General features: G+C 67.8%; 27 protein-coding genes and 1 pseudogene. 17 read left to right on the plus strand and 11 right to left on the minus strand.

Annotated features, from left to right (window positions below; all coding sequences use genetic code 11):
- The first annotated feature begins 67 nt into the window (after positions 1-67).
- The 5 genes and pseudogenes from AC1RRR_RS25045 (at position 68) to AC1RRR_RS25065 (ending at position 5,423) form a co-directional block, all read left to right on the plus strand.
- Positions 68-2,167: a S46 family peptidase gene (locus AC1RRR_RS25045; protein WP_492817235.1), complete on the plus strand. Its 2,100-nt coding sequence runs from the start codon at positions 68-70 to the stop codon at positions 2,165-2,167.
- A gap of 99 nt (positions 2,168-2,266) precedes the next feature.
- Positions 2,267-3,163: an EF-hand domain-containing protein gene (locus tag AC1RRR_RS25050; protein ID WP_492817237.1), complete on the plus strand. Its 897-nt coding sequence runs from the start codon at positions 2,267-2,269 to the stop codon at positions 3,161-3,163.
- Between the two features lie 37 nt (positions 3,164-3,200).
- Positions 3,201-3,287: pseudogene (locus AC1RRR_RS25055) on the plus strand (hypothetical protein); the annotation flags it as partial.
- A gap of 167 nt (positions 3,288-3,454) precedes the next feature.
- Positions 3,455-4,735 carry a NupC/NupG family nucleoside CNT transporter gene (locus tag AC1RRR_RS25060; protein ID WP_492817239.1) on the plus strand — a complete coding sequence of 427 codons (1,281 nt, stop codon included), beginning with the start codon at positions 3,455-3,457 and terminating at the stop codon, positions 4,733-4,735.
- A 64-nt stretch (positions 4,736-4,799) separates the two neighbouring features.
- Entirely contained in the window at positions 4,800-5,423 is a 624-nt protein-coding gene (locus tag AC1RRR_RS25065) for a glutathione S-transferase family protein (protein ID WP_492817241.1), read from the plus strand.
- Between the two features lie 111 nt (positions 5,424-5,534).
- Here the strand turns inward: AC1RRR_RS25065 and AC1RRR_RS25070 are convergent, their stop codons facing one another.
- Positions 5,535-5,987 (minus strand): PaaI family thioesterase, encoded by a 453-nt coding sequence (locus AC1RRR_RS25070; RefSeq protein ID WP_492817243.1) that lies wholly within the window; start codon positions 5,985-5,987, stop codon positions 5,535-5,537.
- Positions 5,988-6,094: 107 nt separating this feature from the next.
- Between AC1RRR_RS25070 and AC1RRR_RS25075 the strand changes: the two genes are divergently transcribed.
- The 5 genes from AC1RRR_RS25075 (at position 6,095) to AC1RRR_RS25095 (ending at position 9,452) form a co-directional block, all read left to right on the plus strand.
- Positions 6,095-6,397, plus strand: a complete 303-nt coding sequence (locus tag AC1RRR_RS25075; protein WP_492817245.1) for a DUF3253 domain-containing protein — start codon at positions 6,095-6,097, stop codon at positions 6,395-6,397.
- Positions 6,398-6,438: 41 nt separating this feature from the next.
- On the plus strand, positions 6,439-7,023 hold the full coding sequence (locus AC1RRR_RS25080; protein WP_492817247.1) for a uracil-DNA glycosylase family protein: 585 nt from the start codon (positions 6,439-6,441) through the stop codon (positions 7,021-7,023).
- Entirely contained in the window at positions 7,020-8,078 is a 1,059-nt protein-coding gene (locus AC1RRR_RS25085) for an alpha/beta hydrolase (protein WP_492817249.1), read from the plus strand. Before AC1RRR_RS25080 ends, AC1RRR_RS25085 begins: the two co-directional genes overlap by 4 nt.
- Positions 8,079-8,139: 61 nt before the next feature.
- On the plus strand, positions 8,140-9,201 hold the full coding sequence (locus AC1RRR_RS25090) for a Leu/Phe/Val dehydrogenase (RefSeq protein ID WP_492817251.1): 1,062 nt from the start codon (positions 8,140-8,142) through the stop codon (positions 9,199-9,201).
- Positions 9,202-9,248: 47 nt separating this feature from the next.
- The gene (locus tag AC1RRR_RS25095) at positions 9,249-9,452 is read left to right on the plus strand and encodes a UvrB/UvrC motif-containing protein (RefSeq protein WP_492817253.1); all 204 of its coding nucleotides are present in this window, start codon (positions 9,249-9,251) and stop codon (positions 9,450-9,452) included.
- Here the strand turns inward: AC1RRR_RS25095 and AC1RRR_RS25100 are convergent.
- On the minus strand, positions 9,424-10,836 hold the full coding sequence (locus tag AC1RRR_RS25100) for an MFS transporter (protein ID WP_492817255.1): 1,413 nt from the start codon (positions 10,834-10,836) through the stop codon (positions 9,424-9,426). The two genes, AC1RRR_RS25095 and AC1RRR_RS25100, sit on opposite strands and share 29 nt — an antisense overlap.
- 97 nt (positions 10,837-10,933) lie before the next feature.
- Here AC1RRR_RS25100 and AC1RRR_RS25105 point away from each other — a divergent pair, with 97 nt between their 5' ends.
- Positions 10,934-12,088 carry a hypothetical protein gene (locus tag AC1RRR_RS25105; RefSeq protein ID WP_492817257.1) on the plus strand — a complete coding sequence of 385 codons (1,155 nt, stop codon included), beginning with the start codon at positions 10,934-10,936 and terminating at the stop codon, positions 12,086-12,088.
- 146 nt (positions 12,089-12,234) lie between these two features.
- On the opposite strand, the gene AC1RRR_RS25110 is transcribed toward AC1RRR_RS25105, so the two are convergent.
- The 4 genes from AC1RRR_RS25110 to AC1RRR_RS25125 form a co-directional block, all read right to left on the minus strand.
- Positions 12,235-13,092, minus strand: coding sequence for a hypothetical protein (locus AC1RRR_RS25110; RefSeq protein ID WP_492817259.1), 858 nt, complete (start codon positions 13,090-13,092; stop codon positions 12,235-12,237).
- A gap of 115 nt (positions 13,093-13,207) precedes the next feature.
- A complete protein-coding gene (locus AC1RRR_RS25115) occupies positions 13,208-13,354 on the minus strand; it encodes a hypothetical protein (RefSeq protein ID WP_492817261.1) in 147 nt (48 codons plus the stop codon).
- 31 nt (positions 13,355-13,385) lie between these two features.
- A complete protein-coding gene (locus tag AC1RRR_RS25120) occupies positions 13,386-14,261 on the minus strand; it encodes a transglutaminase family protein (protein WP_492817263.1) in 876 nt (291 codons plus the stop codon).
- 36 nt (positions 14,262-14,297) lie between these two features.
- Complete coding sequence (locus AC1RRR_RS25125; RefSeq protein ID WP_492817265.1) at positions 14,298-14,966, minus strand: TetR/AcrR family transcriptional regulator; 669 nt, start codon at positions 14,964-14,966, stop codon at positions 14,298-14,300.
- A 132-nt stretch (positions 14,967-15,098) separates the two neighbouring features.
- Between AC1RRR_RS25125 and AC1RRR_RS25130 the strand changes: the two genes are divergently transcribed.
- Positions 15,099-15,602: a surface-adhesin E family protein gene (locus tag AC1RRR_RS25130; protein ID WP_492817267.1), complete on the plus strand. Its 504-nt coding sequence runs from the start codon at positions 15,099-15,101 to the stop codon at positions 15,600-15,602.
- On the opposite strand, the gene AC1RRR_RS25135 is transcribed toward AC1RRR_RS25130, so the two are convergent.
- Together AC1RRR_RS25135 and AC1RRR_RS25140 are read right to left on the minus strand one after the other, a co-directional pair.
- Positions 15,599-16,090 (minus strand): hypothetical protein, encoded by a 492-nt coding sequence (locus AC1RRR_RS25135; protein ID WP_492817269.1) that lies wholly within the window; start codon positions 16,088-16,090, stop codon positions 15,599-15,601. The two genes, AC1RRR_RS25130 and AC1RRR_RS25135, sit on opposite strands and share 4 nt — an antisense overlap.
- A gap of 34 nt (positions 16,091-16,124) precedes the next feature.
- Positions 16,125-17,111 (minus strand): glycosyltransferase family 2 protein, encoded by a 987-nt coding sequence (locus tag AC1RRR_RS25140; protein ID WP_492817271.1) that lies wholly within the window; start codon positions 17,109-17,111, stop codon positions 16,125-16,127.
- A gap of 156 nt (positions 17,112-17,267) precedes the next feature.
- Between AC1RRR_RS25140 and AC1RRR_RS25145 the strand changes: the two genes are divergently transcribed.
- Entirely contained in the window at positions 17,268-17,612 is a 345-nt protein-coding gene (locus AC1RRR_RS25145) for a helix-turn-helix domain-containing protein (RefSeq protein WP_492817273.1), read from the plus strand.
- 11 nt (positions 17,613-17,623) lie between these two features.
- A complete protein-coding gene (locus tag AC1RRR_RS25150) occupies positions 17,624-19,045 on the plus strand; it encodes a calcium-binding protein (protein ID WP_492817275.1) in 1,422 nt (473 codons plus the stop codon).
- 14 nt (positions 19,046-19,059) lie between these two features.
- On the opposite strand, the gene AC1RRR_RS25155 is transcribed toward AC1RRR_RS25150, so the two are convergent.
- The 3 genes from AC1RRR_RS25155 to AC1RRR_RS25165 all read right to left on the minus strand — a co-directional run bounded on the left by AC1RRR_RS25155 (position 19,060) and on the right by AC1RRR_RS25165 (position 21,872).
- Positions 19,060-20,238, minus strand: a complete 1,179-nt coding sequence (locus AC1RRR_RS25155; RefSeq protein WP_454715076.1) for a vWA domain-containing protein — start codon at positions 20,236-20,238, stop codon at positions 19,060-19,062.
- 84 nt (positions 20,239-20,322) lie between these two features.
- Positions 20,323-20,829: a GNAT family N-acetyltransferase gene (locus AC1RRR_RS25160; RefSeq protein WP_492817277.1), complete on the minus strand. Its 507-nt coding sequence runs from the start codon at positions 20,827-20,829 to the stop codon at positions 20,323-20,325.
- Positions 20,830-20,864: 35 nt separating this feature from the next.
- Positions 20,865-21,872 carry a zinc-binding alcohol dehydrogenase family protein gene (locus tag AC1RRR_RS25165; RefSeq protein ID WP_492817279.1) on the minus strand — a complete coding sequence of 336 codons (1,008 nt, stop codon included), beginning with the start codon at positions 21,870-21,872 and terminating at the stop codon, positions 20,865-20,867.
- A gap of 120 nt (positions 21,873-21,992) precedes the next feature.
- Here AC1RRR_RS25165 and AC1RRR_RS25170 point away from each other — a divergent pair, with 120 nt between their 5' ends.
- From AC1RRR_RS25170 to AC1RRR_RS25180, 3 genes are read left to right on the plus strand one after another with little or no spacing between them, the layout of a single operon-like run.
- Positions 21,993-22,334, plus strand: coding sequence for a winged helix-turn-helix transcriptional regulator (locus AC1RRR_RS25170; protein ID WP_492817281.1), 342 nt, complete (start codon positions 21,993-21,995; stop codon positions 22,332-22,334).
- A 3-nt stretch (positions 22,335-22,337) separates the two neighbouring features.
- Positions 22,338-23,258, plus strand: a complete 921-nt coding sequence (locus AC1RRR_RS25175) for a histone deacetylase family protein (RefSeq protein WP_492817283.1) — start codon at positions 22,338-22,340, stop codon at positions 23,256-23,258.
- Positions 23,233-23,913, plus strand: coding sequence for a histidine phosphatase family protein (locus tag AC1RRR_RS25180; RefSeq protein ID WP_492817285.1), 681 nt, complete (start codon positions 23,233-23,235; stop codon positions 23,911-23,913). Before AC1RRR_RS25175 ends, AC1RRR_RS25180 begins: the two co-directional genes overlap by 26 nt.
- Positions 23,914-23,980: the final 67 nt, after the last annotated feature.

Below are 23,980 nucleotides of genomic sequence, written 5' to 3' on the forward strand. Positions count from 1 at the left end.
TGAAATATTCGCGCGGTGAGCGGAACGGGCTGGCTGGGCGCCGTTGTCGGGGCTAACGACATCTCCAGTGCAGAAAAACGATGCGCCCCTCACCGTCCTGGCTTTTGGCCTTCGCGCGGCTTCCGGCCTGGCGCTGGCGTTCGCCGCGACAGTATCCGCGCGGGCCGACGAGGGCATGTGGACCTTCGACAAGATCCCGGTCGAGCGCATCAAGACGGCCACCGGCGTGACCCTGGACCAGAGCTGGCTGGACGCCGCCCAGGCCTCGGCGGTGCGGCTGACCAATGGCTGCTCGGCGGGCCTAGTCAGCGGCCAGGGGCTGGCGATCACCAACAGCCACTGCGTCGCCGACTGCGCCCAGGTGCTGTCCGCCGGCGAGGGCGAGGACTACGCCAAGGACGGCTTCTTGACCGACGGCCGCGACGAGGCGCGCAAGTGCGCCGGCGTCCAGGCCGAGGTGCTGCTGACCATCCTCGACGTCACGGACCAGGTGCGGGCCGCCGTGGTCGGCAAGACCGGCCGCGACTTCGTGCGGACTCGCGAGGCGACGATGGCGGTGGCCGAGCTGGCGGCCTGCGGCATGGACCAGGCCCTGCGCTGCCAGGCGATCGGCTTCTTCCGGGGCGGGCAGTACAAGGTCTACAAGTACCGCCGCTACAACGACGTGCGGCTGGTCTTCGCGCCCGAGATCGCCGCGTCGGCGTTCGGCGGCGATCCCGACAATTTCAACTTCCCGCGCTACGCGTTCGATGTCGCCTTCGTGCGGCTCTATGTCGACGGCAAGCCGGCCGCGACGCGGGACCATCTGAGCTGGCGCGATGCGCCGCCGGTCGAGGGCGAGCCGACCTTCGTCGTCGGCAATCCGGGCTCGACGGAGCGGCAGCTCACCGTGGCCCAGCTGGAGACCCAGCGCGACCTCGTCCTGCCGCTCACCCAGCTGCAGCGGGCCGAGGTGCGCGGGCGCTTGATCCAGTTCGGCCGGCAAGGCTCCGACGGGGCCCGCATCGTCAGCCAGGCCCTGGCCTGGGTGCAGAACAGCTACAAGCTGGGTGTGGGCAAGCAATTGGCGCTGAACGACAAGGCCTTCATGGACGCCAAGCGCGCCGATGAGGACGTTCTACGCGCCAAGGTCGCCGCCGATCCCGCGCTGGCGGCCGAGACCGGCGGCGCCTGGAACGAGATCGCCGACGCCCAGCATGCGGCCGCCGAGCTGTTCACGCCGTGGCGGATGCTGGAGTACAACGCCGGCGTCGGTTCGGAACTGTACTATTACGCCCGCCTGCTGGTGCGCGGGGCCCTGGAACGCGAGAAGCCCGACGCCGAGCGCCTGCCCGAATATGTCGACGCGCGCCTGGCCCTGATCGAACGCAAGCTGGCCGACGCGCCGATGGGCGATCCGGCGCTGGAGCGGATCTATCTGGAGCACTGGCTGCTCAAGACCCGCGAGGCCCTGGGCGTAGACTCCGCGCCGGTGAAGGCGCTGCTGGGCCGCGAGAGCCCCGAGCAGATCGCCGAGGCCCTGGCCAAGACCGAGCTCTCCGACCCCGAGACGCGCATGGCCCTGTGGAAGGGCGGCCTGGCGGCGGTGCAGGCCTCGGAAGATCCGCTGGTCCGCTTCATCCTGCGCACCGATCCGATCGCCCGCGAGGCCCGCGCGGCCTACGAGACCCGGGTCTCGGGACCGGTCGACATCGCCGCCGAGAAGGTCGCCAAGGCCCGCTTCGCCGTGCTGGGCGACAGCGTCTATCCGGACGCGACGTTCTCGCTGCGCCTGTCCTACGGCCAGGTCGCGGGCTGGGAAGAGCGGGGCAGGGCGATCTCGGCCACGACGACCTTCGCCGGTTTCTACGACCGGGTGACCGGCGCCGAGCCCTTCGCCGCCGCGCCGCGCTGGCTGGAGGCCAAGGACAGGCTGAAGCTGGACACCGTCTTCAACTTCACCAGCACCAACGACATCGTCGGCGGCAATTCCGGCTCGCCGGTGCTGGACGCCAAGGGACGGCTGATCGGCGTGGCGTTCGACGGCAACCTGCCCTCGCTGGGCGGGGCCTACGGTTACGACGGGACCCGGAACCGAACCGTTTCGCTGTCAGGTCCGGCGATCCTCCAGGCGCTGGACAAGGTCTATGAGCGCGGCGATCTGGTCGCCGAGCTGACGGGGCGCTGAGCGCTTCGTTTCACGCCCGCAACACGCGGCAAGCTGGAACACTTCTAGCTCCTCTTCGGGGGCGTCGACCTTTCGGCGCTTCAACAAAGGGAGAGCGAGATGAGCGTCACCAGCGCCACTTCCTCTACAAACTGGGCGCAGCTGCGCCAGCTTCAGCAGGCGGAGGCCTTCAAGACCGCCGACGCCGACGGCGATGGGCAGCTGTCGCAGGCCGAGTTCCAGTCCATCGGGCAAAATGTGCAGGGCTCGGGCGAGCATCGTGGCCCGCCGCCCATGCGCGGCGGCGGCGGACCGAGCGGACATTTCGGCGGTGATACCTTGTCCTCGCTGCTGTCGACCCAGTCGGTCGACGACGTCGCCAGCTCGGTGATGTCGGCCGGCGACGCCGACGGCGACGGCCTGCTGACCGCCTCCGAGATCTCCACCGCCCTGGCCGCCAATGCGCCGGACGAGGCGAAGGGGCTGGGGCTGGAGGACAAGATGGCCGCCGACATCGTCTCGGCCCTCGACAGCGATGGCGACGGCAGCCTGTCGACCGAGGAGATCTCGAGCGCGATCTCCAATGCGGCCGCCAATCAGTCGACCCAGGCCACGCGCGGTCCGCCGCCGGGACCACCGCCGAGTGGTGGGACGCAGAGCGCCAGTGGTTCGTCAGGCTCCAGCGGCGTGTTCGAGAGCCTGGACACCAACGAGGACGGCATCGTCTCCGCCGAGGAACTGGCCGCAGCCGGTAGCAGCGACAGCACGGATGCGACCAGCGCCGCTTCGGATCTGGTCAAGGCCGCCGATCAGGACGGCGATGGCGCGCTGAGCGGGACTGAGTTCCAGGCTATGCTCGACCAGGGCAAGGAGACCAGCGCGGAGACATCGCTGACCAGCCTGCTCTCGGGCTCCACGGCGGCGGCGGATCTGATGCAGAAGCTGCTGGCGCAGCTGGATACGGCGCTGACGTCGTCGTCTTCCAGCACGAGCAGTGGGACGAGTGTCACGGCATAAACCTACACCGTCATCCCGCGACTTGTTCGCGGGACCCATGGTTCAGCTTTCACGTGAGAGCTTGATCCTGCTCCGCACTTGCGGCGGACAGATGGGTCCCGCGCATGAAGCGCGGGATGACGGCTATAGGGGGCGGTTGCGTTGGTAAGCAGGCTCTGACTTAGGCATCTGGTCACGTCCTTAACCATTTCCTAAGCAAGGCGCTTGCGTGCGACCGCTGACTTGGTGTCATTCTTCGCCCTTGGCCGGCGTCGCGGGGGCGCGCGCCACTTTAGTAAGGTCTTCGTCTTGATGTTCCGTCCTGAGAACGTTCAGGCCCTGGCGGGTCTGGCGCTCACCCTGGGCCTCTGCTGGCTCGTTTCCGAGAATCGCAAGCGATTCCCGTGGGTTCTGGCGATCGCCGCCCTCGTCGTTCAAGTGCTGCTGGTGGTGGTGCTGTTCGGCCTGCCCCAGGCGCGCCAACTGCTGCAGGGCGTCAACGGCGCCGTCGAGGGCCTGGCCAGCTCGACTCAGGCCGGCACCGCCTTCGTGTTCGGCTTCCTGGCCGGCGGCGACCAGCCCTACACGATCAGCAACCCGAACGCGGGCTTCATCTTCGCCTTCCGGGTCATGCCGGTGATCCTGGTGGTCTGCGCCCTGTCGGCGCTGCTGTGGCACTGGAAGATCCTCAAGTGGGCCGCTCAGGGCTTCGGCTTCATCTTCCAGAAGACGCTGGGCCTGCGCGGTCCGCCGGCCCTGGCCACCGCCGCCACCATCTTCATGGGCCAGATCGAAGGCCCGATCTTCATCCGCGCCTATCTCGACAAGCTGTCGCGCTCGGAACTGTTCATGCTGATCACGGTCGGCATGGCCTGCGTCTCGGGCTCGACCATGGTCGCCTACGCCACCATCCTGGCCGGCGTGCTGCCCAACGCCGCCGCCCATGTGCTGACCGCTTCGATCATCTCGGCCCCGGCCGGCGTGCTGCTGGCCCGCATCATCGTGCCGTCCGACCCGATGGAGAAGGGCGGAGACCTCGATCTCGCCGCCGAGGACAAGACCTATGGCAGCGCGATCGACGCCGTCATGAAGGGCACCACCGACGGCCTGCAGATCGCGCTGAACGTCGGCGCGACCCTGATCGTCTTCGTGGCCCTGGCCACCATGGTCGACAAGATCCTGGGCGCCATGCCGATGGTCGGCGGCCAGCCGCTGAGCATCGCGCGCGGCCTGGGCGTGGTCTTCTCGCCCCTGGCCTGGTCGATGGGCGTGCCCTGGAAGGAAGCCGGCACCGCCGGCGGCCTGTTGGGCGTCAAGCTGATCCTCACCGAGTTCACCGCCTTCATCCAGCTGGCCAAGGTCGGCGGCGTGGCGCTGGACGAACGCACCCGCATGATCATGACCTACGCCCTGTGCGGCTTCGCCAACATCGGCTCGGTCGGCATGAACGTCGCCGGCTTCTCGGTCCTGGTCCCCCAGCGCCGCGCCGAGGTGCTGAGCCTGGTCTGGAAAGCCATGATGGCCGGCTTCCTCGCCACCTGCCTGACCGGCTCGCTGATCGGCCTGATGCCCCGCGGGCTGTTCGGGCTGTAAGGCTCTTCCGTTCCGCTAGGGAAAACGATCATCCTCCCGGTCAAAAGCCGGGAGGATTTTTCGTATGAAACTCTATGACTGCCTCCGCGCGCCCAATCCCCGGCGTGTCCGCTGGTTCATGGCGGAGAAGGGGATCGACGATGTCGAGATCGTCACGCTGTCGATCATGGGCGGCGAGCACAAGTCGCCGGAGTACCGGGCCAAGGCCGGGATCGCCCACATGCCGGCGCTGGAGCTGGACGACGGGACGGTGATCACCGAGTCCGTCGCCATCTGCCGCTATTTGGAAAGCGTCTATCCCGAGCCGAACCTGTTCGGTCGCGATCCGAAGGAGACGGCGATCATCGAGATGTGGCTGCGGCGCACCGAGATGATGGTCGCCACGCCGATCATGCAGGGCGTGCGCCACAGCCATCCGGGCATGGCGGCGCTGGAGCCGCAGATCCCCGAGGTGGCGGCCTATAACCTCGACGGCGCCAAGCGCAGCCTGAAGATGCTGGACCGCCGCCTGGCCGAGAGCGCCTTCATCGCCACCGATCGCGTGACCATCGCCGACGTGGTGGCCGTGGCCAGCATCGACTTCGGCCGCATGATCAAGTGGCGGCCGGATCCGGAGCTGGCCCACGTGAACCGCTGGTTCGACGCGATGCTGGAGCGCCCGGCCGCCAAGGCCGGTATGGCGGCTTAGTCAGCGGAGCCGTCCTCGCCCTTCGACAGGCTCAGGGTGAGGACTACTTTTGACGCCGGTTCAGTAGAAAACCTCATCCTGAGCTTGTCGAAGGACGAGGTTTTCGGTCCCTCAACGGCTGCGGATCTTCTTCACCACGCCCGAGAAGTTCAGCATCGGCCCGCTGCCGGTCGAGATCAGGCCGCGGATGAACAGCAGCGAACCGCCGGCCTTGATCACCTCGCCGGTCGCGGTAACGAGGTCGCCGGGCTTCGCCGGGCCGATGAATTCGCCATTGAGGCTGACGGTCACGGCGCGGCTGTCGGCCAGGGCCTTCCAGCCGATCGCGAACAGCGAGTAGTCGGCGAAGGTCATCATGCAGCCGCCGTGCATGAAGCCGCCGCCGTTCATGTGGTGGGCCTCGGCGCGGAAGGCGGCGGTGATGGCGCCGTCGTCCTCTTCCTTGAAGTAGAAGGGGCCGGCGCGGTCCTCGAACGGGTCCATGCCGGTCCAGGTGCGCCAGCCGGCCCATTCGCCGTCTTCCACCAGGCGCGGGCCGCTCCAGATGTCGTTTCCGCCGTCCATGGCCATCCCCTCCGCTTGTTCTTATCGTTGTTCAGTTAGAAGGGCGTATGGCCGCGCGCAAGCGGTCGGTCTCGCCTCCGCTGACAATCCGTGGCAGGAGAGCGCGCATGACCTCCCCGATCCAAGACACGATCCTGTCCATGCTGGCGCCGCTGGCCGAGGGCAAGTCGATCGACCCGATGAACGTCGCCAAGGCGGTCCAGCCCGAGCGCTGGCAGCAGATCCTGGGCCACGTGCGCACCAACGCCATCGAGCTGGCCCGCGAGGGCAAGGTGGTTATCCTGCGCCACAACAAGCCGGTGAACCCCGAGAAATTCCGCGGCGTCTACCGCATCCGCACGCGCCTGGAAGGCGATCCGACCTCGTTCGAAGAGGCGCCGGAAGCCGAGATCGACGGCGACGAAGACTAGTCACGCTTGGCATCGCGCGAAGGACGCCTAAATCCCCGCCGATGCCTCTCGACGAGATCCTCTCCGACATCGCCGCCTGCCGGGCGTGCGCGCCGTATTTGCCGCATGTGCCCCGGCCGGTGACGCGGGTGCGGGAAGAGACCCGCATCCTGATCGCCGGCCAGGCGCCGGGGCGGTTGGTCCACGAGACGGGACTGCCGTTCAACGATCCGTCCGGCAATCGCCTGCGCCAGTGGATGGGGATCGACCGCGAGACCTTCTACGGCCGGCCCGAGATCGGCGTGGCGGCCATGGCCTTCTGCTTTCCGGGCACCAATCCCAAGGGCGGCGACTATCCGCCGCCGCCGCGTTGCGCGGCGATGTGGCGGCCGCAGTTGCTCGCCGAGCTGCCCAACGTCGAGCTGACCCTGCTGGTCGGCAGCTACGCTCAGGACTGGGCGCTGCCGGGCCGGACCAGCAAGACCATGACCGAGACCATCGCCCGCTGGCGCGAGTTCGGGCCCAACGTCCTGCCGATGCCGCATCCGTCGTGGCGCAACACCGGCTGGCTGAAGCGCAATCCGTGGTTCGAGGACGAGGTCGTGCCCTTCCTTCGCCAACGTGTCGCGGACATTCTGGACCGATGAACCGCCGCGCCCTGATCCTGACCGCCTCGGCCGCCGTCCTCGCCGGCTGCGCGCCGCTCCGGCAGAGGCCGGATCTGGCGGCGCTAGGTTTTCGCGGGCCTCGGATCACCGACGATGGTTTCGTCAGTTTCGATGGGGCGAAGCTCGGCCTGATGCACTGGCTGCCGGCCGGCGAGCCGGACTGGGTCATCGTCGGCCTGCACGGCATGAACGACTATGCCAACGCCTATCACCTGGCGGCCGACTGGTGGGCGGGCAGGGGGATCGCGACCTACGCCCTGGATGTCCGGGGCTTTGGCCGCTCGCCCGAGCGCGGGGTCTGGGCGCCGGCCAACCTCGTGCTGGACGATGTGCGGACCCTGATCACGGCCGTTCGTGAGAAGCACCCAAACGCCAAGGTCGCCCTGGCCGGGATCAGCATGGGCGGTGGTCTGGCCATCAGCGCCATGGCCTCGGACAATCCGCCGCCGGTCGACAAGCTGATGCTGTTCGCGCCCGCCGTCTGGGGCTGGTCGAACCAGCCGCTGCCCAACCGCCTCAGCCTTTGGCTCACCGCCCACGCCACGGGAAGCTGGGTGGTCAAGCCGCCGGACTGGCTGGTCAAGGACATCATGGCGTCCGACAATATCGACGAGTTGCGCCGCATGGGCCGCGACCCGCTGCTGATCTGGGGCGCGCGGTCCGACACCATCTACGGCCTCGTGGGCCTGATGGAGCGGGCCTGGCGCTCGACGGACGACATCAAAGTCCCGACGGCCTGGTTCTACGGCGCCAACGACAAGGTCATCCCGCGCGAGCCGACGGTCGAGGCCGTGGGGCGGCTGCGCCCCGGCGCGAAGACGGCCTACTATGCCAAGGGCTACCACCTGCTGTTGGTCGACAAGCAGGCGGTCAATGTCTGGGGCGACGCCGAGGCTTTCCTGCGCGACGCCCCCGGACCCTGGCCGCCGTCGGGCGCGCCGCCTATTCCGGCGAGCGTCGCGGCCATGACAGCGTTGGACCCACCGAAACCGAAGAAACACAAGTCGTCGCAGCGTCAGCGTTCGGGCTTGTGAGCTGAGGCGAGGGGGCGTACACCGCCGCCACGTTCATTCTAGCTGACGCGAGACCGACGGCATGACCTTGTTCGATTCCCCCGATTTCGAGGGACACGAAGGCGTCCACGCTTTCTTCGATGAAAAAACTGGTCTGAAGTCGATTATCGCGATCCACTCGACCGCGCGCGGCCCGGCCGCCGGCGGTTGCCGGATGTGGGACTACTCCAGCAGCGACGCGGCCGTGACCGACGCCCTGCGCCTGTCGCGCGGCATGTCCTACAAGAACGCCATGGCCGAGCTCGACCTTGGCGGCGGCAAGGCCGTGATCATCGGCGACAGCCGCAGCCAGAAGACGCCGGAACTGTTCGAGGCCTTCGGCCGCGCGGTCGACAGCCTGGGCGGCCAGTACTGGACCGCCGAGGACGTCGGCGTCTCGCCGTCGGACCTGGAAAACACCCGCAAGACCACCCGCTTCGTCGCCGGCCTGGAAGGCCACGCGGCCGCCTCGGGGGATCCGTCGCCGGTCACCGCCGAGGGCGTGTTCCGCGGCGTGCGCCTGTGCGTCGAGCGCGCCCTGAAGCGTGACCTGAAGGGCGTCCGTGTCGCCATCCAGGGCGTGGGCCATGTCGGCGCCTATCTGGCCGAGAAGCTGCACGCCGCCGGCGCGGTCCTGACCATCGCCGACGTCAACCAGCAAGCCCTGAACGAGGTCGCCGCCAAGACCGGCGCGACGATCGTCCCGGCCGACGCCATCTTCGACGTCGAGGCCGACGTCTTCGCCCCCTGCGCCCTGGGCGGCGCGATCTCGGCGACGACCCTGCCGCGCCTGAAGGTCAAGGTCATCGCCGGCGGCGCCAACAACCAGCTGGCCGACGCCATGATCGGCCAGACCGTGTTCGACCGCGGCATCCTCTACGCCCCCGACTACGTCATCAACGGCGGCGGCATCATCAACGTGGCCGCCGAGATCCGCGCCCTGGAAGCCGGCGCCGCCTTCGACGGTGAGTGGGTGGCCGGCAAGCTGGACCGCCTGGCCCAGACCCTGGCCGAGGTCATCGACCAGTCGATCAGCGAGAAGCGTCCGGCCAATCTGGTCGCCGACGAGATCGCCCGCGCCCGCATCGCCGCCGCGCGGGGCTAAACCACGACTTCAGGCGTTCTCCAGGGGCAAGTCCCCTGGAGGCGTCCATGTCGCATCTCGACGAACTGAAAGAGCAGCTGGGCGAGGCGGTCGCCGCCCAGGACTTCGACACGGCCGTGCGGCTGCGGGCCGAGATCGACTCCATCCGCCACAGCGCCAAGATACGGGGTATCGAGGACGCGCCTCAGGCCTCGTACTACCAGCGGCGGGAAGAGGACGAGCTCAAGCCGCCGCCCGGGTCCGGCCACTGATCGCCGAGCCAGCGTCCTTGTCCAGCGCCAAATAGACCGGCAAGGCCAGCAGGGTCACCACGCCGATCGCCACGAACGGCATCGTGAAACGGTCGGGCGTCAGCGCGCCGTCCGCGCCGCGCGCCCAGTGCAGCATCATGCCGCCGAAACTGACGCCCAAAGCCAGCCCGACCTGCTGGGAGACCGCCGCCAAGGTCGAGGCCGCCGCCGTCGAGGTTTCCGGCACGTCGGCATAGGCGATGGTGTTGGCGGCGATGAACTGGTTCGAGCGGCAGAACCCGCCCAGGGTCAGGGCGGCCATCATCAGCCACATGGGTGTCGCAGGGCCGAAGAAGCCGGGCGCGGCCGTGAACAGCGCCGTCAGGCTGACGAACACCATCAGCGAGGTGCGGAAGCCGAACCGCTTCAGCCCCGCCGCCGCGAAGGGGCGGGCGACTAGCACCCCGACGCCGGTGGCCAGGGTGACGAAGCTGGCCTTCAGCGGGCTCCAGCCCAGGGCGACCTGCAAGAGCAGCGGCATCAGAAACGGGCTGGCGCCGATGCCCAGCCGCACCAGCGTCCCGCCCAGCAGGCTGGCGCGATAGGTGGGATAGCGCAGCAGGGTCAGGTCCAGGATCGGCCGGCCGGTGCGCTTGGCGATGCGCAGATAGATGACGCCGCAAGCCACCGAGAGCGCCAGCAGGCCGGCTTGGGTCCAGGGCGAGAGCAGGTTGATGCCCGCCGTCTCGGCCACGACCACCAGGCCGCTGATCGCCAGGGCCGACAGGATGAAGCCGGGGGTGTCGAAGCGTCCCAGATCCTTGCGCGGCTCGCTCTTGGGCACGAAACGCATGACCGCGACCATGCCCAGCAGGCCGACAGGCAGGTTGATGTAGAAGATCCACGGCCAGTCGGCGACGCTGAGCACCAGCCCCGCGATCGGTGGACCGATCAGCGGGCCGATCAGGGCGGGCATGGTGAACCAGCCCATGGCGGTCAGCAGCTTGTCCTTGGGTGTGGCGCTGACCACGATCAGCCGCGCCACCGGCGTCATCATCGCCCCGCCGATCCCCTGGAGGATCCGCGAGCCGACCAGCGCCTCAAGGCTGCGGGACAGGCCGCAAAGCGCCGAGCCCAGCAGGAAGACGACCATGGCGCTTAGGAACACCCGCCGCGCTCCAAATCTTTCGGCCGCCCAGCCGCTGGCGGGCGTGAACACCGCCAGGGCCAGGATGTAGGAGGTCAAGGCCAGCTTTAGGTGGATCGGGTCCACGGCGAAGGCTCGCGACAGCGTCGGCAGGGCGGTCGATAGCGCCGTGGAGTCGATGAACTCCATCAGCAACGCGCTGGCCACCGCGATGGAGATCAGGCGGGTGGCGAGCGGGGAGGGAGGCTGATCGGACACAGGGGGCGCTTTACGCCCATGGGGCGGCAGGGTCCAGACGCCCGACGGTCACATCCTTTCAAGACCGAAACAGCGGGGCGCGGTGAAGGTCCGCGCCATGAACCGACGCCAGCTTTTCCTCACCGCCGCCGCGCTTTCCTTGAGTGGTTTGGCGGCTGTTTCCGCCACGCCTGCTTTCGCCGCGATCCGCACCCAGTGGACAGTCAGCCTGTCTGAAGGCTTCGACGCCCTGTGCTTTCTGGGGCCGCTGTCGGGCAAGGACTTCTATGCCCGCTACTACAAGGACGAGCTGGCCGAGATCCTGCCGCGCATGCCCAAGCCCGCCATGGAGGCCATGGCCAGCCTGCAGGCCGAGGCCGACAAGGAAAACCAGCTGCTGGGACCGGGCCTGTGCACTCTGATGTCGGGCGCGTGGCTCGACACGCTGGATGCGGTGATCGCCGCCCTGGACGCGGCCGAGACCGCGATCCTGCCGTCCTACAAGGCCAGCGCCTATTGGGACCAGAAGGACTGGGACCAGTTCATCGCCCGCCGGCCGCGCATCCGACTGGTTCTGGACGGTCTACGTCAAGCGGGCTTCGTCGCGCTGCGCCGCAAGGCGATGGGGCCGACCGCCGACACCCGCCTGCCCGCCCTGCGCCAGAAGTTGGCCGGCTATGACGTGATCGCCGAGCAGGAGCGCCTGCTGGGCCGGCCGCTGGACGCCTCGCTGGAGATCGTCCTGCTGTGGTTCAACAAGCCGCACGGCATCCGCGTGCAGGGCCAGCGCTTCATCACCGGCATCGCCTGGCCCGACGAGATCGTGCTGCGCAACGCCGCCCACGAGGTGCTGCACCCGCCGTTCCCGATGGACTGCCCCGCCGCCAAGGCCGCCCTGGCGATGCTGGAGCAGGACACGCTGCTGAAGAAGATCGTCGCCGAGCACGATCCTTCGTTTGGCTACAACAGCCTGGAGGGCCTGCTGAACGAGGACATGGTCGAGGCGCTGGAGCAGATCGTCAGCGAACGCCTGGGTTTCGCGGTCGAACCGCACCTGCGTTGGGAGAAGGCCGACGACGGCATGCACGTGCTGGCGGCCGGGCTGTACGGCCTGCTGAAGGCTGACGGCTATGACCGGACGGGCGGCAATCTGGAGGCCTGGACGATCGCGGCGGCCAAGGGTGGGAAGCTCGCGCCGGCGAGTTTGCATGCGAAGGCGGCTGAGGTGTTGCGGCGGCCGGTCGATGCGCTGTGGCCGGTGAAGAAGGGCTGAGTATAAGCTTTCCCCCATCACCGATCATCCCCGCGAAAGCGGGGACCCAAGCTGGCTTTCAGGATGGGGGGAGGCCGAGCGATGATCCTCTGACTCGGCTTGGATCCCCGCTTTCGCGGGGAAAGTCGGGTTTGGGGAGGTAGGCCCTACTTCCCGCGCACCGAAACCGTCACCCCAACCACCGTGTCCTTATCGGAATAGTCGATGGAGTTCAGCTTGCGCCGCGTCGCCGTCAGCGACACCTGGCGGTTGTCCTTGCGCCAGCCCAGGCCGATCTGGCGGCTGCCGAAGCGGGCGACCTTGTCCTCGCTGTAGCCGGCGTTACGCCAGCCGCCGAGGGTGTCGCGGATCAGGTTCAGACCATAGGCCTTGCCCGAGCTGGCGGCGAACAGCATCCAGCGGCCGCGCTTCAGGTCCTCGGCCGAGGCGCGGGTCCTGGACACGATGTTCGAGGCGGTCAGGGTGATGCGCTTCACCGCGCTGGACTGCATGCCCAGCGGCGTGAAGGGCAGGGGCTGGTCGTTGACCTCGACCTTCAGGACCTTGCCGTAGGGGCGGATCTCGTGGACGCGGGTCAGGGCCAGCACCGGCGCGCGACGCGGGGCGGGCGCTTCAGCCAGGATGCGGGCGGCCGGACGGACCGACTCGGCCTTGGCGGGGACGGGCTTGGGCGCGGTCTGCTCGGCGACGACGATCGGCTCCGGAGCCGCGACAGGCGCGCCGGCCAAAGCGACTTCCGCCGGACCGCCAGCCAAAGCCACCGTGGCCGCCGCCGACGGGGCATAGGCCTCGACCGACGGAGTGCGCGAGCGCTCGCCGCCATATCGGGCGGTGGCGATCGGGGCGTCCGGATCGTCGATATAGGCCGGCCGGGCCTCGGGGCCGCCGGCCAGGGTCAGGGTCTGGTTGAATTCTTCAGGGGCGCGAGTCGACAGCGCCGTCGCCGATCCCACGATCGCGACGCCGGCCGTCGTCAGCAGACATACGAGCGTGACGCGTCGCATGCTCGAGCAGCTCCCCATATCCCCTAACGTAAATTAACGTCCTGGGGCGCACATGTATAGACGGCTCGCCTGACAACCGAACCGCGAGTGACTGCAAGGGGTTACGCGTGCCGAGCTAGTGGCCTGGCTTGGGCTCGAAGGTCCGTTTTTCCTTCAACTTCACGCAGGCCTGATCCGGCTTCTGGCCGTGTTGAGGCTTGGGTTCGGCCTTGGGGAAGCAGACGTTCTGCATCGGGTCCTGATTTTGGAAGCCTCTGGTCATGGGCTTTTCCTCCCGTACGCCACTGAACTTATCACACCGCATGGTTGATTTCCTCGACCAACCGTACGTCCACGGAAACTTGAAGGCGCGCCGCGCCGGGGTCGCCGATGATGGCGCCCGAGACGGGTAACGCTTGAGCCGGGGTTCGGGTGGCGGCGACGCGGATCAGGTCCGGCGATTCCGCCAGGCCGTTGGTCGGGTCGAACTCCAGCCAGCCCAGATCCGGCAGGAAGACCTCGCACCAAGCATGGGTCGCGCCCGCGCCGCGGATCCCGGTTCCGGGAGAATGGATATAGCCCGTGGCGAACAGGGCGGCGTAGCCCAGGCGGCGCAGGCCCTCGACCATCAGCCAGGCCAGGTCGCGGCAGGCGCCGCTGCGTTTCTGCAGGGTCTCGACGGGCGTCTGCACGCCTTCCTCGAGACGGGTGCAATAGCTGAACTGGCTGTGGATCAGCTCGTTGATCCGCAGCAGGAAGGCCAGGGCCGGCTCGTCCTTGTGGGCTTGCACGCCGCGCAGCCAGCGCAGCAGCACCGCATCCGGATCGTCGGTGACCGGGGCGATGAACGGCTCCAGCGTGGTGCGATCCTCGCGGGAATAGACGATAGGCATCAGGGTGTCGGGGTTCTCGACCCGCTGCGGGACCAGCGGTGCGGGATAGCGGTCGATGACCAGCTCGCTGGCCACCCGCATGGCGTCCGACTTGCCAGTCGGCTCGAAGATGCAAACGCAGTTGCCGTTGGCGTCGTAGCTCCAGCGCGTGGCGCCGGGCGGGTAAAGGCGCAGGCTGGCCTCGACGATGCGCAGGGCGTGGCTGTCGCGCGGACGGATCAGCAGCCGCTGCGGTCCAAACCGCACCGGCCGTTCATAATAGTACCGGGTCTCGTGAAGGATCCGCAGCCGTCCCATGCCGGAGCGACAACGCGCCCGGCATGGTTGAGGTTCCTAGCACTTGAACCCGGCTTCCGCGAAGGCCAGCATGCGTTCGAGCAGAGCCACGACGTCGGACTCGCTGGTCTGGCCTTCCGACAGCACGTTCAGGCGGTCGAACTCGGCGAAGCGGTTGTTGTGCAGCATGCCCAGGGTGAAGTGCAGCCGCCAGTAGACGTCTTCCGGCGACAGGTCGGGGCGGGCGCGCAGCAGGGCGTCGGAGAAGCGGCGCAGGTGCGAGACGTCGGTCTTCAGCACGGTGCGGATCTCGTCGGTGCCTTCGCTGCGGGCGCGGATCAGGAACTGCAGCGAGATGCGGCGCTCGTGGTCCGGGGCCAGCCAGCGCAGGGGCGGGGTCAGCAGGGCGGCCAGGATCTCGCGGACCGGCGGCGAACCGGCGTTCCGGTCGTTGGCCTCGTGCAGCATCTTGGCGCGCTCGCGATTGAGCTCGGCCGTGCGACGCCGGAAGATCTCGAACAGCAACGCGTCCTTGGACCCGAAGTGGTAGTTCACCGAGGCCAGGTTCACGCCGGCGGCGGCGGTGATGTCGCGCACCGAGACGTTCTGGAAACCGTGCAGGGCGAACAGGCGCTCGGCGGCGACGAAGACCAGGTTCTTGGTGGCGGCTTCGGTTTCGGCGGCCTCGACCTCGGTTGAGGTGGCGGCGTCGGTGGTCGGACTCACTACATATTCCCCTTTACCCGTAGGGAAGTCTTACGGGCGTTCGAATTTGGCGCAAGCGTCAATAGAGCCTGCTGTAGCGCGTAACGGCGTTCACGTTTAGGCTTTTCCCGCTTAACGCGCGGAGTGCGACCAATGATCGGCATGCTGACGGCCTTTCTGCTGCTGGGCGGGCAGGCGGCGACGCCGGTTCAGGCTCAGGACGACCAGGCCAAGGTCGATTCCGTAACGATCACGGCCCAGGACCAGAAGACCAAGGCGGCGCCGCGATGGTCGGAACGCATCGAGGGGATCGGCTGGCCGTTCCTGGGCGTGGGCGAGGACAAGGGCATCATCACCTTCGCCAAGACCGGCAAGACGCCGGCGGGCCAGCCATGGCAGCGGGTCTGGGTGCGCCACGAGTTCCGCGCCCCGCAGAGCGAGGCGGGCCTGACCTTCCGCTCCGAACGCATGGCCCAGGACGTTGACTGCCAGGCCCGCAGCTTCCGCAGCCTGGCGGTCTATCGCTATCCCGAGAACAATCTGAAGGGCGCCGAGACGGCCTACGCCTTCGAGGACCGCGCCTGGACCAAGCCCGAGCCTGGCGCCTTCGATGAGAGCGTGGTCGATGCGGCCTGCATGCAGCCGCTGGCCGGCTAGCGGCGCTGGTGCTGCTGGACCTGCGGGTCCACGGCCAGGTTCCACAGATAGACCTGGCGACCCTTCGAGCCTGGCGACAGGCCCCTGAGTTCCTTGACCTGCTCCTTGGTCAGGCGGAAGCGGCGATAGCCGCGCTCGCCCAGGCACTTGGCCAGCGGTTCTCGAAGCTGGCTGGAGATCTGGCGGAAGGGGCGGCTCATGCGGCCGCTGCCCGGATCCGCCGCCTCGATCATCTGGCTGATGGAGATCGCGTCGGAGCCGGCGGGGGTCCCTGGCATGTTGTTCGGAAAGATCAGGTCGACCTCGGCATATTCGACCGGGGCCTCCTGGCCAACCTTGTAGGCGCACTCGACCGCGTCGGTGCGGTACTGCAGGTACGAGATTCCGGTCTTGCCCCAGCTCTCGTCGCCGCGCTGGCGTTGGGCGTGTGCGGTCGAGGCGACCAGCAGGCCGCAGGTCAGGGCAGCTAGGGCAAGATGTCGGCGCATGACTGGATCAACCTTCGGGTGATCCAGTGAGGCTTCAGACGGCCGGCTTCGTCAAGGGTGGCTTGGTTAGGGGCGCCAGGCGCTCGACCGGACGGCCCATGCGGCCGCGCAGCAGCTGGCGCAGCAGCGGACGGGCGACGGCGGTGCCCAGGATCAGCGGCGCCAGGACCAGGGCCAGCAGCTTGCGCTGCGGGCTGTCGGCGCGCTTGAGGAAGTAGCGCACCAGGCCCTTGCCCTTGTGCCACTCGACGACCAGCGGGTTTTCCTTGCTGGTCGAGCCGACGTGGATGATGCGGGCGTTGGGCTGGAACAGCACGCTGCCGCCCTGCTGGCGAGCGCGCCAACACAGGTCGATGTCCTCGACGTGCAGGAAGAAACCTTCGTCGAAGCCGCGCAGGACGCGGAAGTCGGACGCCGACATATAGAAGCAGGCGCCCGAGATCGTAGGGGTGTCCACCGGGTGCGAAGGGGGGGCCTCGCTCTCCCGGTGGATCTCGAAGCGGCGCAGCGGGGGCAGGGTGGCGCTAAGCTTCGAGAGGGTAAGCAGGGTCGTGACCGGCGTGATCTCGCCGCGTCGCGCGCCCCGCTGTTCTGTGCCGTCGGTGTTGAAGACCCGGGCCCCGATCACGCAGGGCGAGGGGCGGTCGCGGGCGGCGTCCACGAGGGCCGCCACCGCGCCGGGGGTCAGGAACGCGTCCGGATTGAGGAAGACGAGCGCGTCGCCCTTCGCCGCGGCCGCGCCCAGATTGGCGGCGCGCGCGAAGCCGATATTGCCCAGGCCCTGCAGCAGCTGCACGCGCGGTTCGCGGCGGGCCAGCTCGCGCAGCCACGCCGCGTCGGCCAGCGAGGAGCCGTTGTCGACGAGGATGAACTCCTCGACCAGCGGCTCGTCCAGGACATGACGCACGCTCTCCATCAGCGCCGGACCGGTCATATAAACGACCATGATCAGCGACAGACGAGGCTGGACGCTGCTCAGGGCGGCGGCGCGGGAGTGGGCGGGGTCGATCGAGACAAACATGTGTTTGTTGCGCTCAAAATAGTTGCATAAAAACTGTATGTGCGGAATTCATGTTCCGCAAGGCCTCTCGATGAGGTCGCAACAGATTGTTGCGTTTTTACGCAATGTGTAACAACTAGGGGAGCGCCCGCAGTTGGGCGCGAAAGCGGCTTAGCGATGTCCAGAACGGCGATGAACCCCGCCAAGGCGGCGTTGACGAAGACCCTCCGGCGTGAAGCGGGGCGGTGGCTTAAGGCCGCACGCGAGTCGGTCGGCTTGACTCAGGCCGAGTTGGCCGAGAAGACGGGCCTGCGTTATTATACCTTCGTGTCCCAGGTGGAGAACGGTCTGGGTCGCGTGCCGATCGAGGCCCAGGCCGTCTGGGCCGAGAGCCTGGGGCTTGAACCCGGTCAATTCGCCCGCACATTGCTGCGGTACTACGAACCTGAGCTGTATCGCCTGTTGTTCGACGGGACGGCCGAAGAGGCCGAGCCTGTCGCCGACAGAGCGGCGCAAGCCTGACGAGCCGCTTGATGGGTGAGATCCTAGCCTTCAGCCCCCGGCCTCCGGCCACCGACTGGTCCGCCAACGAGCGGGGCCTGCTGATGCTGCTCACCCAGCAGCTTGAGTCGACCTATGGCGACATCGACGTCGTGTTCGGTCAGACCGATTCCGGCGATCCCTGGTTCGTCGTCACCGACGCCAACCAGGACGTGCTGGTCCATATCGCCCGCATCGACGGCCAGTTCGTGGTCCACGACGCGGCGATCGACATGTTCCACCAGGTCGGCAGCCTGTGGGGCGCCCTGCGCCAGGTGCTGTCCTCGAACGTCGAGAGCCAGACCGGCGTCGTGGTCGCGTTCAATCCGGCCAGTCGCGAGGCTCAGTCCTTCCTGTCGCTGGTTATCGCCGTTGGTCTCTATCTGGAGCTGCGCGGCGTCGACCTGGGCGAGGCGGGCCGCCTGAACTTCGAGAACCTGCCGCGCATCGACGATCCGGCGATCGAGGGCGTGGCGTCCAAGCTGATCGCGGCGCTGAACCTCGAGGCCGACCGCGGGCACGCCCATACGCCGCCGCAGGCCGCTTCGGCCGACCAGGCCGCCGGCGCCGCGCCGGCGAAGGCCGTGACGGCGCAAGGCATTGCGATCGAGACCGCCGCCCAGGGCCACGACGGCCTGCCGCAGGTCGACGCCTCGCATCTGAACCACGCTTCGTCGTCGTCCACGTCCTCGGCGCCGCTCCCAGAGGCGGCGAGCGGCGAGCGTGAAGGTCTGTACGAGCTGTCGCTGCACAATGCCGACGTCCGTGAGCTGGCCTTCGCCGGCGCCAAGGCGGCCGTGGTTGGCACCAATGGCGACGACGTCCTGCACGGCACGGCCGAAGGCGAAGTGATCGCCGCCGGCGCGGGCAACGACTACATCGACGGCGGCGGCGCGGGCAAAGGCCAGATCGACCGCATCGACGGCGGCGCGGGCGACGACCGCATCGTCATGAATGCTCGTGTCGTGGCCTCGGGCAGCGCCGGCGCCGACACCTTCCTGGTCTCGGCCCAGCAACCGACCGACAAGACCGACGCCCTGCTGGGCGTCGTGCTGGACTACCAGGCCAACAAGGGCGACCACCTGGCCGTGATGGGCAAGGGCGAGATGACCGTGGTCACCACGGCCGCCGTCAACGACGTGCTGGCCGTGCAGGGCGCGACCCTGAACGAGGCGGTCGCCGCCCAGGTGACCGACGTGACCCGGGCCGTGTCGGGCGTTCGCGTGGGCTTCGACCTGGACGGCGACGGGCGCGAGGACGTGTTCATCCTGCTGGGCGGCGCAACGACCGCCACCTTCAAGCTGGGCACGACGATCGCCAACGATCACTTCGACGACGCGAAGGTGGGTCTGGTCGGTCAGTCGACCACCAGCGACATCGCCGGCCATCCGAGCGACTCTTCGCCGACCCGCTAAAGGGGTAGGGGCTTTTAGCCCCTGACCAGCTCCCGCATCGCCTTGTCCAGGCCTTCCAGGGTCAGCGGATACATGCGGTCCGACAGGATCTGCTTCATCACGCCGATCGACTGGGTGTAGTCCCAGTGCCGCTCGGGCGTCGGGTTCAGCCAGATGCAGCTCTGATAGATGTCGGTGACCCGCTGCATCCAGATCGCGCCGGGCTCCTCGTTCCAGTGCTCGACGCTGCCGCCCGGGTAGGTGATCTCGTACGGGCTCATGGTCGCGTCGCCGACGAAGATGATCTTGTAGTCGGCCGGGAACTTGTGGAGGACGTCGAAGGTCGGGATCTTCTCGGTGTGGCGGCGCTTGTTGTCCTTCCAGACCGTCTCGTACAGGCAGTTGTGGAAGTAGTAGAATTCCAGGTTCTTGAACTCGGTCTTGGCGGCCGAAAACAGCTCCTCGCAGAGCTTGATGTGGCCGTCCATCGAGCCGCCGATGTCGAAAAAGATCAGCACCTTGATGGCGTTGCGGCGCTCGGCGCGCATCTGGATGTCCAGATAGCCCTTCTCGGCCGTGCCCTTGATCGTGCCGTTCAAATCCAGCTCGTCGGCCGCGCCGGTGCGGGCGAACTTCCTCAGGCGGCGTAGGGCGACCTTGATGTTGCGGGTGCCCAGTTCGACGCTGTCGTCGAGGTTCTTGTACTCACGCTTGTCCCAGACCTTCACCGCGCGGCCGTGGCGGCTCTTGTCCTGGCCGATGCGCACGCCTTCGGGATTGTAGCCGTTGTTGCCGAACGGCGACGTGCCGCCCGAGCCGATCATCTTGTTGCCGCCCTCGTGGCGCTTGTTCTGCTCGCGCAGGCGCTCTTGCAGGGTTTCCATCAGCTTTTCGAAGCCGCCCAGCGCCTCGATCTGCGCCTTTTCCTCGTCGGTGAGGAACTTCTCGGTCAGGGCTTTGAGCCACTCTTCCGGGATGTCGGCGGCGAGGCCTTCGTTGACGGTCTCCAGCCCCTTGAAGACGTGGCCGAACACGCGGTCGAACTTGTCGAGGTTCTTCTCGTCCTTCACCAGGCTGGCGCGCGACAGGAAGTAGAAGTCCTCGATCCTGCGGTCGATGACGTCCTTGTCCAGGGCCTCCATCAAGAGGAGGTACTCGCGCAGGCTGACGGGAACCTTGGCCTGGCGGAGCTCGGAGAAGAAACGGAGGAACATCGGCGCGGCTTTCGAACGGATGTTCGGATTGTGGAGGTGATCGCGAGCCGGCGCAATCCAGATCCTCCCCCTAGCGGGGGAGGATCACCCCCGCCGCAAAATGAACTCCAGGTCGTTCGTCTCACCAACCTTGAAGAAATACTCCCCGACCTTCTCGAACCCCATGCGCCCATAGAGCTTCTGAGCCCCGAAGTTCTCCGACCACACCCCGATCCAGATCCGGCGCGGCCCCAACCACTCCAGCGCGGTATTCAGCAGCCGCGACCCACGCCCGCCGCCCTGGTGGCTCTTGAGCACATAGATCCGCTTCAGCTCCCCATCACCCGGCGCGGCCTCGTCGTGCGGCAGGTCGCACGGCCCGGCCAGGGCGTAGCCGATGGCCTCGCCGTCCTCGTCCTCGAGCAACCAGGTCGCCTTGTCGGGATGGGCCAGGTCGTTGCGGGTCCGCTCCAGGCCGTAGGCATAGGCCAGGAAGGTCTCCAGGTCCTCGGGCGGATAGAGGTGGGCAAAGGTTTCCGTGAAGGTCCGCGCGCCCAGGCTGGACACGGTGTCGGCGTCTTCAACGGTGGCGCGGCGGAGAGTGTCGGTCATGGCGACTTGGTAGCCGCCATGACCGGACCCTTCAATCAGAAGCCTTCCAGCGCCACCTTGCCGATGGTGCGGGCGCTCTCGACGATGCGATGGGCTTCCAAGAGGTCGGCCGCGCGGATCTTGCCGACTACCTGGGTGAGGGTGGTGCGCAACACGCCCTGGTCGACCAGGTCCGCGACCTCGGTGAGCAGCCTGTGCTGCTCGATCATGTCCGGCGTGCCTTGCGGCCGGGCGAACATATATTCCCAGTGGATCGAGGCGGCCTTCAGCTGCAGCGGCCGGATGTTGAGGTCGCCGTCGGCCTCGATGACGCCGATCTTGCCCTGCAGGGCTATGGCTTCGACGACCTGCGGGAAGTGCTCGGCGCTGTGGGTCAGTACGGCGATATAGGCCGGGGCCTCCAGGCCCAGGCGCGCCAGTTCGTCGGCCAGCGGCTTGGTGTGGTCGAACACCTGGTGCGCGCCCAAGCCCTCGACCCACTGGCGGGTCTCGTCACGCGAGGCGCTGGCCACGACGTTCAGCTTGGTCAGCTTGCGGGCCAGTTGGATCAAGGCCGAGCCGACGCCGCCGGCCCCGCCGATGATCACCAGGCTCTGGCCTTCGCCGCCGTCGCGGGCCACGCCCAGGCGGTCGAACAGCAGCTCCCAGGCGGTGATGAAGGTCAGCGGCATGGCGGCGGCCTGGGCAAAGTCCAGGGTCTTGGGCTTCTTGCCGACGATGCGCTCGTCGACCAGATGCAGTTCGGCGTTCGAGCCTGGGCGGTGGATGGCGCCGGCGTAGAACACCTCATCGCCGGGCGAAAACAGGGTGACGGCCTCGCCGACCGCCTCGACCACGCCGGCGGCGTCGTAGCCCAGGATGCGGACTTCACCGTCGGCGGGCTGGGCGCGGCTGCGGACCTTGGTGTCGACAGGGTTCACCGAGACGGCCTTCACTCGCACCAGGATGTCGTGGCCGGTCGCCACGGGATCGGGCGCTTCCAGGTCGAGCAGGGCGGTGGGATCGGTGGCGGGCTTGAGCTCGCGGAAGCCGACGATCTTCATGATGGTCTCCAGAAAGATGGGCGGTTTCGAACCGCTGCAGGGAGATCGCTCCACGATACGATCTTCGCAAGTACGGTCATTTTCTGTATGTAGTACCCGTTTGTATACCGTGAGGCGGCTATGGACGATCCCAAGGAGTGCGGCGTCGAGGCGGCGCTGGGCCTGATCGACGGCAAGTGGAAGGGCGTGATCCTGTTCCACCTGATGAGCGGCCGCATGCGCTTCAACGCCCTGGCGCGGAAGCTGGGCGCGGTGACCCAGCGCATGCTGACCAAGCAGCTACGCGAGCTGGAGGCCGACGGCCTGATCATCCGCACCGTCTATGCCGAGGTGCCGCCGCGCGTGGAGTATTCGCTGTCGACCAAGGGCAAGAGCCTGGAGCCGGTGATCTGCGCGCTGAAGGCCTGGGGCGACGCCAATGTGCTAGGCTTGGCGACCGAGCCCGAGCGAGAGGCCTGCTGACCGATGACCCTGGCGCTCTACACCCACCTCGACATGCTGGACCACCAGCCGGGCGACGGCCACGTGGAGAGCCCCCAGCGCCTGCGGGCGGTGATCGACGCCCTGAACGATGATCCGAACCTGGAGCAGGAACCGCAGGACGCGCCGCTGGTCGATGTCGAGGACCTGCTGCGGGTGCACCCCAAAGCCTTCGTCGAGGCCGTCTTCGCCGCCGCGCCCAGCAGCGGCCGCCGGGCGCTGGATCCCGACACGGTGATGTCGACCGGCAGCCTGCTGGCCGCGCGCCGGGCGGCCGGGGCCTGCGCGGCGGCCGTGCGCGCCGTGGCCACGGGCGAGACCGAGCGCGCTTTCTGCGCCGTCCGCCCGCCAGGCCACCACGCGGAACCCGGCACGGCCATGGGCTTTTGCATGTTCTCCAACGTCGCCGTGGCGGCCCGCGCGGCCCAGGCGGCCGGGTTGAAGCGAGTGGCGATCGTCGATTTCGACGTCCACCACGGCAACGGCACGCAAGCGGTGTTCGAGAACGACCCGACGGTGTTCTTCGCTTCGATCCACCAGTCGCCGCTGTATCCCGGCACCGGCGATCCGTCGGAGCGGGGCGTGGGCAACATCGCCAACGCCATCGTGGCCCCGCATGCGCCGCGCGAGACCTGGCGGTCGCGATTCGAGGGGCTGATGGACAAGGTCGACGCCTTCGCGCCCGAGTTGGTCATCGTCTCGGCCGGCTTCGACGCCCACGTCCGCGATCCGCTGTCGGCCCAGAGCCTGGAGGAGGACGATTTTGCCTGGGCGACCCGGGCGATCGTCTCGGTGGCCAACGCGCGGGCCAAGGGGCGGGTTGTGTCCTCGCTCGAGGGCGGTTACGACCTCCAGGCGCTGGGGCGATCCGCCGCCGCGCATGTGCGCGCTCTTCAGGAGGGGTGAGAAGACGGAACGGCCACTCGCCGATCGACTTCTCTACAATATGGCCGACGTGACCACCGCCGACCAAGCGTCCCTGCCCGTAAAGTCGGGGACCATCACCCTGGCCCGCCACGGCGAACCCGCCCTGTCGCGCAAGGTCAAGCTCAACGCGCCTGAATATGGTGACTGGTGGGCGCGCTACGAAGTGGGCGGCCTCAAAGAGGGCCAGACCCCGCCGGACCAGCTGATCCAGATCGCCCGCGACGCCGACGTTCTGATCGCCTCGACCCGCCGCCGCGCCATCGAGACGGCCCAGGCGGTGACCGGCGGCCGGGCCTTCGCCACCGACCCGACCTTTATCGAGGCCCCGCTGCCGCCGCCGCCCTGGCCTCTGTGGCTGAAGATGTCGCCCAAGCGCTTGGGGTTCTTCGCCCGCTTCTGGTGGTGGTTCTTCAACAACCACGGCGGCCAGGAGACTCGCGCCGAGGCCGAAGTCCGGGCCGGCAAGGCCGCCGACCTGCTGGTCGAGCTGTCGGACCAGGGCCAGGATGTGCTGGTGGTGGCCCACGGCTTCTTCAACTGGATGATCGCCGACGCGCTGAAGCAGCGCGGCCTGACGAAATTGGTCGACGAAGGCCACGCCTACTGGAGCATCAAGCGCTTCCGTCGCGCCTGATCTCAAAACCCTCTTCCCTTAACCACGCCTTGGCTCTAGGCCGTTGCTCGCATCGGCCAGGGACACT

Source organism: Caulobacter sp. GW821-FHT12D05 (genome assembly GCF_058807295.1).

Coding starts and splice junctions, on each gene's coding strand:
- AC1RRR_RS25050 (WP_492817237.1), top strand. CDS start 2,267: ATGAGCGTCACCAGCGCCACTTCCTCTACAAACTGGGCGCAGCTGCGC.
- AC1RRR_RS25060 (WP_492817239.1), top strand. CDS start 3,455: ATGTTCCGTCCTGAGAACGTTCAGGCCCTGGCGGGTCTGGCGCTCACC.
- AC1RRR_RS25065 (WP_492817241.1), top strand. CDS start 4,800: ATGAAACTCTATGACTGCCTCCGCGCGCCCAATCCCCGGCGTGTCCGC.
- AC1RRR_RS25070 (WP_492817243.1), bottom strand. CDS start 5,987: ATGGACGGCGGAAACGACATCTGGAGCGGCCCGCGCCTGGTGGAAGAC.
- AC1RRR_RS25075 (WP_492817245.1), top strand. CDS start 6,095: ATGACCTCCCCGATCCAAGACACGATCCTGTCCATGCTGGCGCCGCTG.
- AC1RRR_RS25080 (WP_492817247.1), top strand. CDS start 6,439: ATGCCTCTCGACGAGATCCTCTCCGACATCGCCGCCTGCCGGGCGTGC.
- AC1RRR_RS25085 (WP_492817249.1), top strand. CDS start 7,020: ATGAACCGCCGCGCCCTGATCCTGACCGCCTCGGCCGCCGTCCTCGCC.
- AC1RRR_RS25090 (WP_492817251.1), top strand. CDS start 8,140: ATGACCTTGTTCGATTCCCCCGATTTCGAGGGACACGAAGGCGTCCAC.
- AC1RRR_RS25095 (WP_492817253.1), top strand. CDS start 9,249: ATGTCGCATCTCGACGAACTGAAAGAGCAGCTGGGCGAGGCGGTCGCC.
- AC1RRR_RS25105 (WP_492817257.1), top strand. CDS start 10,934: ATGAACCGACGCCAGCTTTTCCTCACCGCCGCCGCGCTTTCCTTGAGT.
- AC1RRR_RS25110 (WP_492817259.1), bottom strand. CDS start 13,092: ATGCGACGCGTCACGCTCGTATGTCTGCTGACGACGGCCGGCGTCGCG.
- AC1RRR_RS25115 (WP_492817261.1), bottom strand. CDS start 13,354: ATGACCAGAGGCTTCCAAAATCAGGACCCGATGCAGAACGTCTGCTTC.
- AC1RRR_RS25120 (WP_492817263.1), bottom strand. CDS start 14,261: ATGGGACGGCTGCGGATCCTTCACGAGACCCGGTACTATTATGAACGG.
- AC1RRR_RS25130 (WP_492817267.1), top strand. CDS start 15,099: ATGATCGGCATGCTGACGGCCTTTCTGCTGCTGGGCGGGCAGGCGGCG.
- AC1RRR_RS25135 (WP_492817269.1), bottom strand. CDS start 16,090: ATGCGCCGACATCTTGCCCTAGCTGCCCTGACCTGCGGCCTGCTGGTC.
- AC1RRR_RS25140 (WP_492817271.1), bottom strand. CDS start 17,111: ATGTTTGTCTCGATCGACCCCGCCCACTCCCGCGCCGCCGCCCTGAGC.
- AC1RRR_RS25145 (WP_492817273.1), top strand. CDS start 17,268: ATGTCCAGAACGGCGATGAACCCCGCCAAGGCGGCGTTGACGAAGACC.
- AC1RRR_RS25150 (WP_492817275.1), top strand. CDS start 17,624: ATGGGTGAGATCCTAGCCTTCAGCCCCCGGCCTCCGGCCACCGACTGG.
- AC1RRR_RS25155 (WP_454715076.1), bottom strand. CDS start 20,238: ATGTTCCTCCGTTTCTTCTCCGAGCTCCGCCAGGCCAAGGTTCCCGTC.
- AC1RRR_RS25160 (WP_492817277.1), bottom strand. CDS start 20,829: ATGACCGACACTCTCCGCCGCGCCACCGTTGAAGACGCCGACACCGTG.
- AC1RRR_RS25165 (WP_492817279.1), bottom strand. CDS start 21,872: ATGAAGATCGTCGGCTTCCGCGAGCTCAAGCCCGCCACCGATCCCACC.
- AC1RRR_RS25170 (WP_492817281.1), top strand. CDS start 21,993: ATGGACGATCCCAAGGAGTGCGGCGTCGAGGCGGCGCTGGGCCTGATC.
- AC1RRR_RS25175 (WP_492817283.1), top strand. CDS start 22,338: ATGACCCTGGCGCTCTACACCCACCTCGACATGCTGGACCACCAGCCG.
- AC1RRR_RS25180 (WP_492817285.1), top strand. CDS start 23,233: ATGTGCGCGCTCTTCAGGAGGGGTGAGAAGACGGAACGGCCACTCGCC.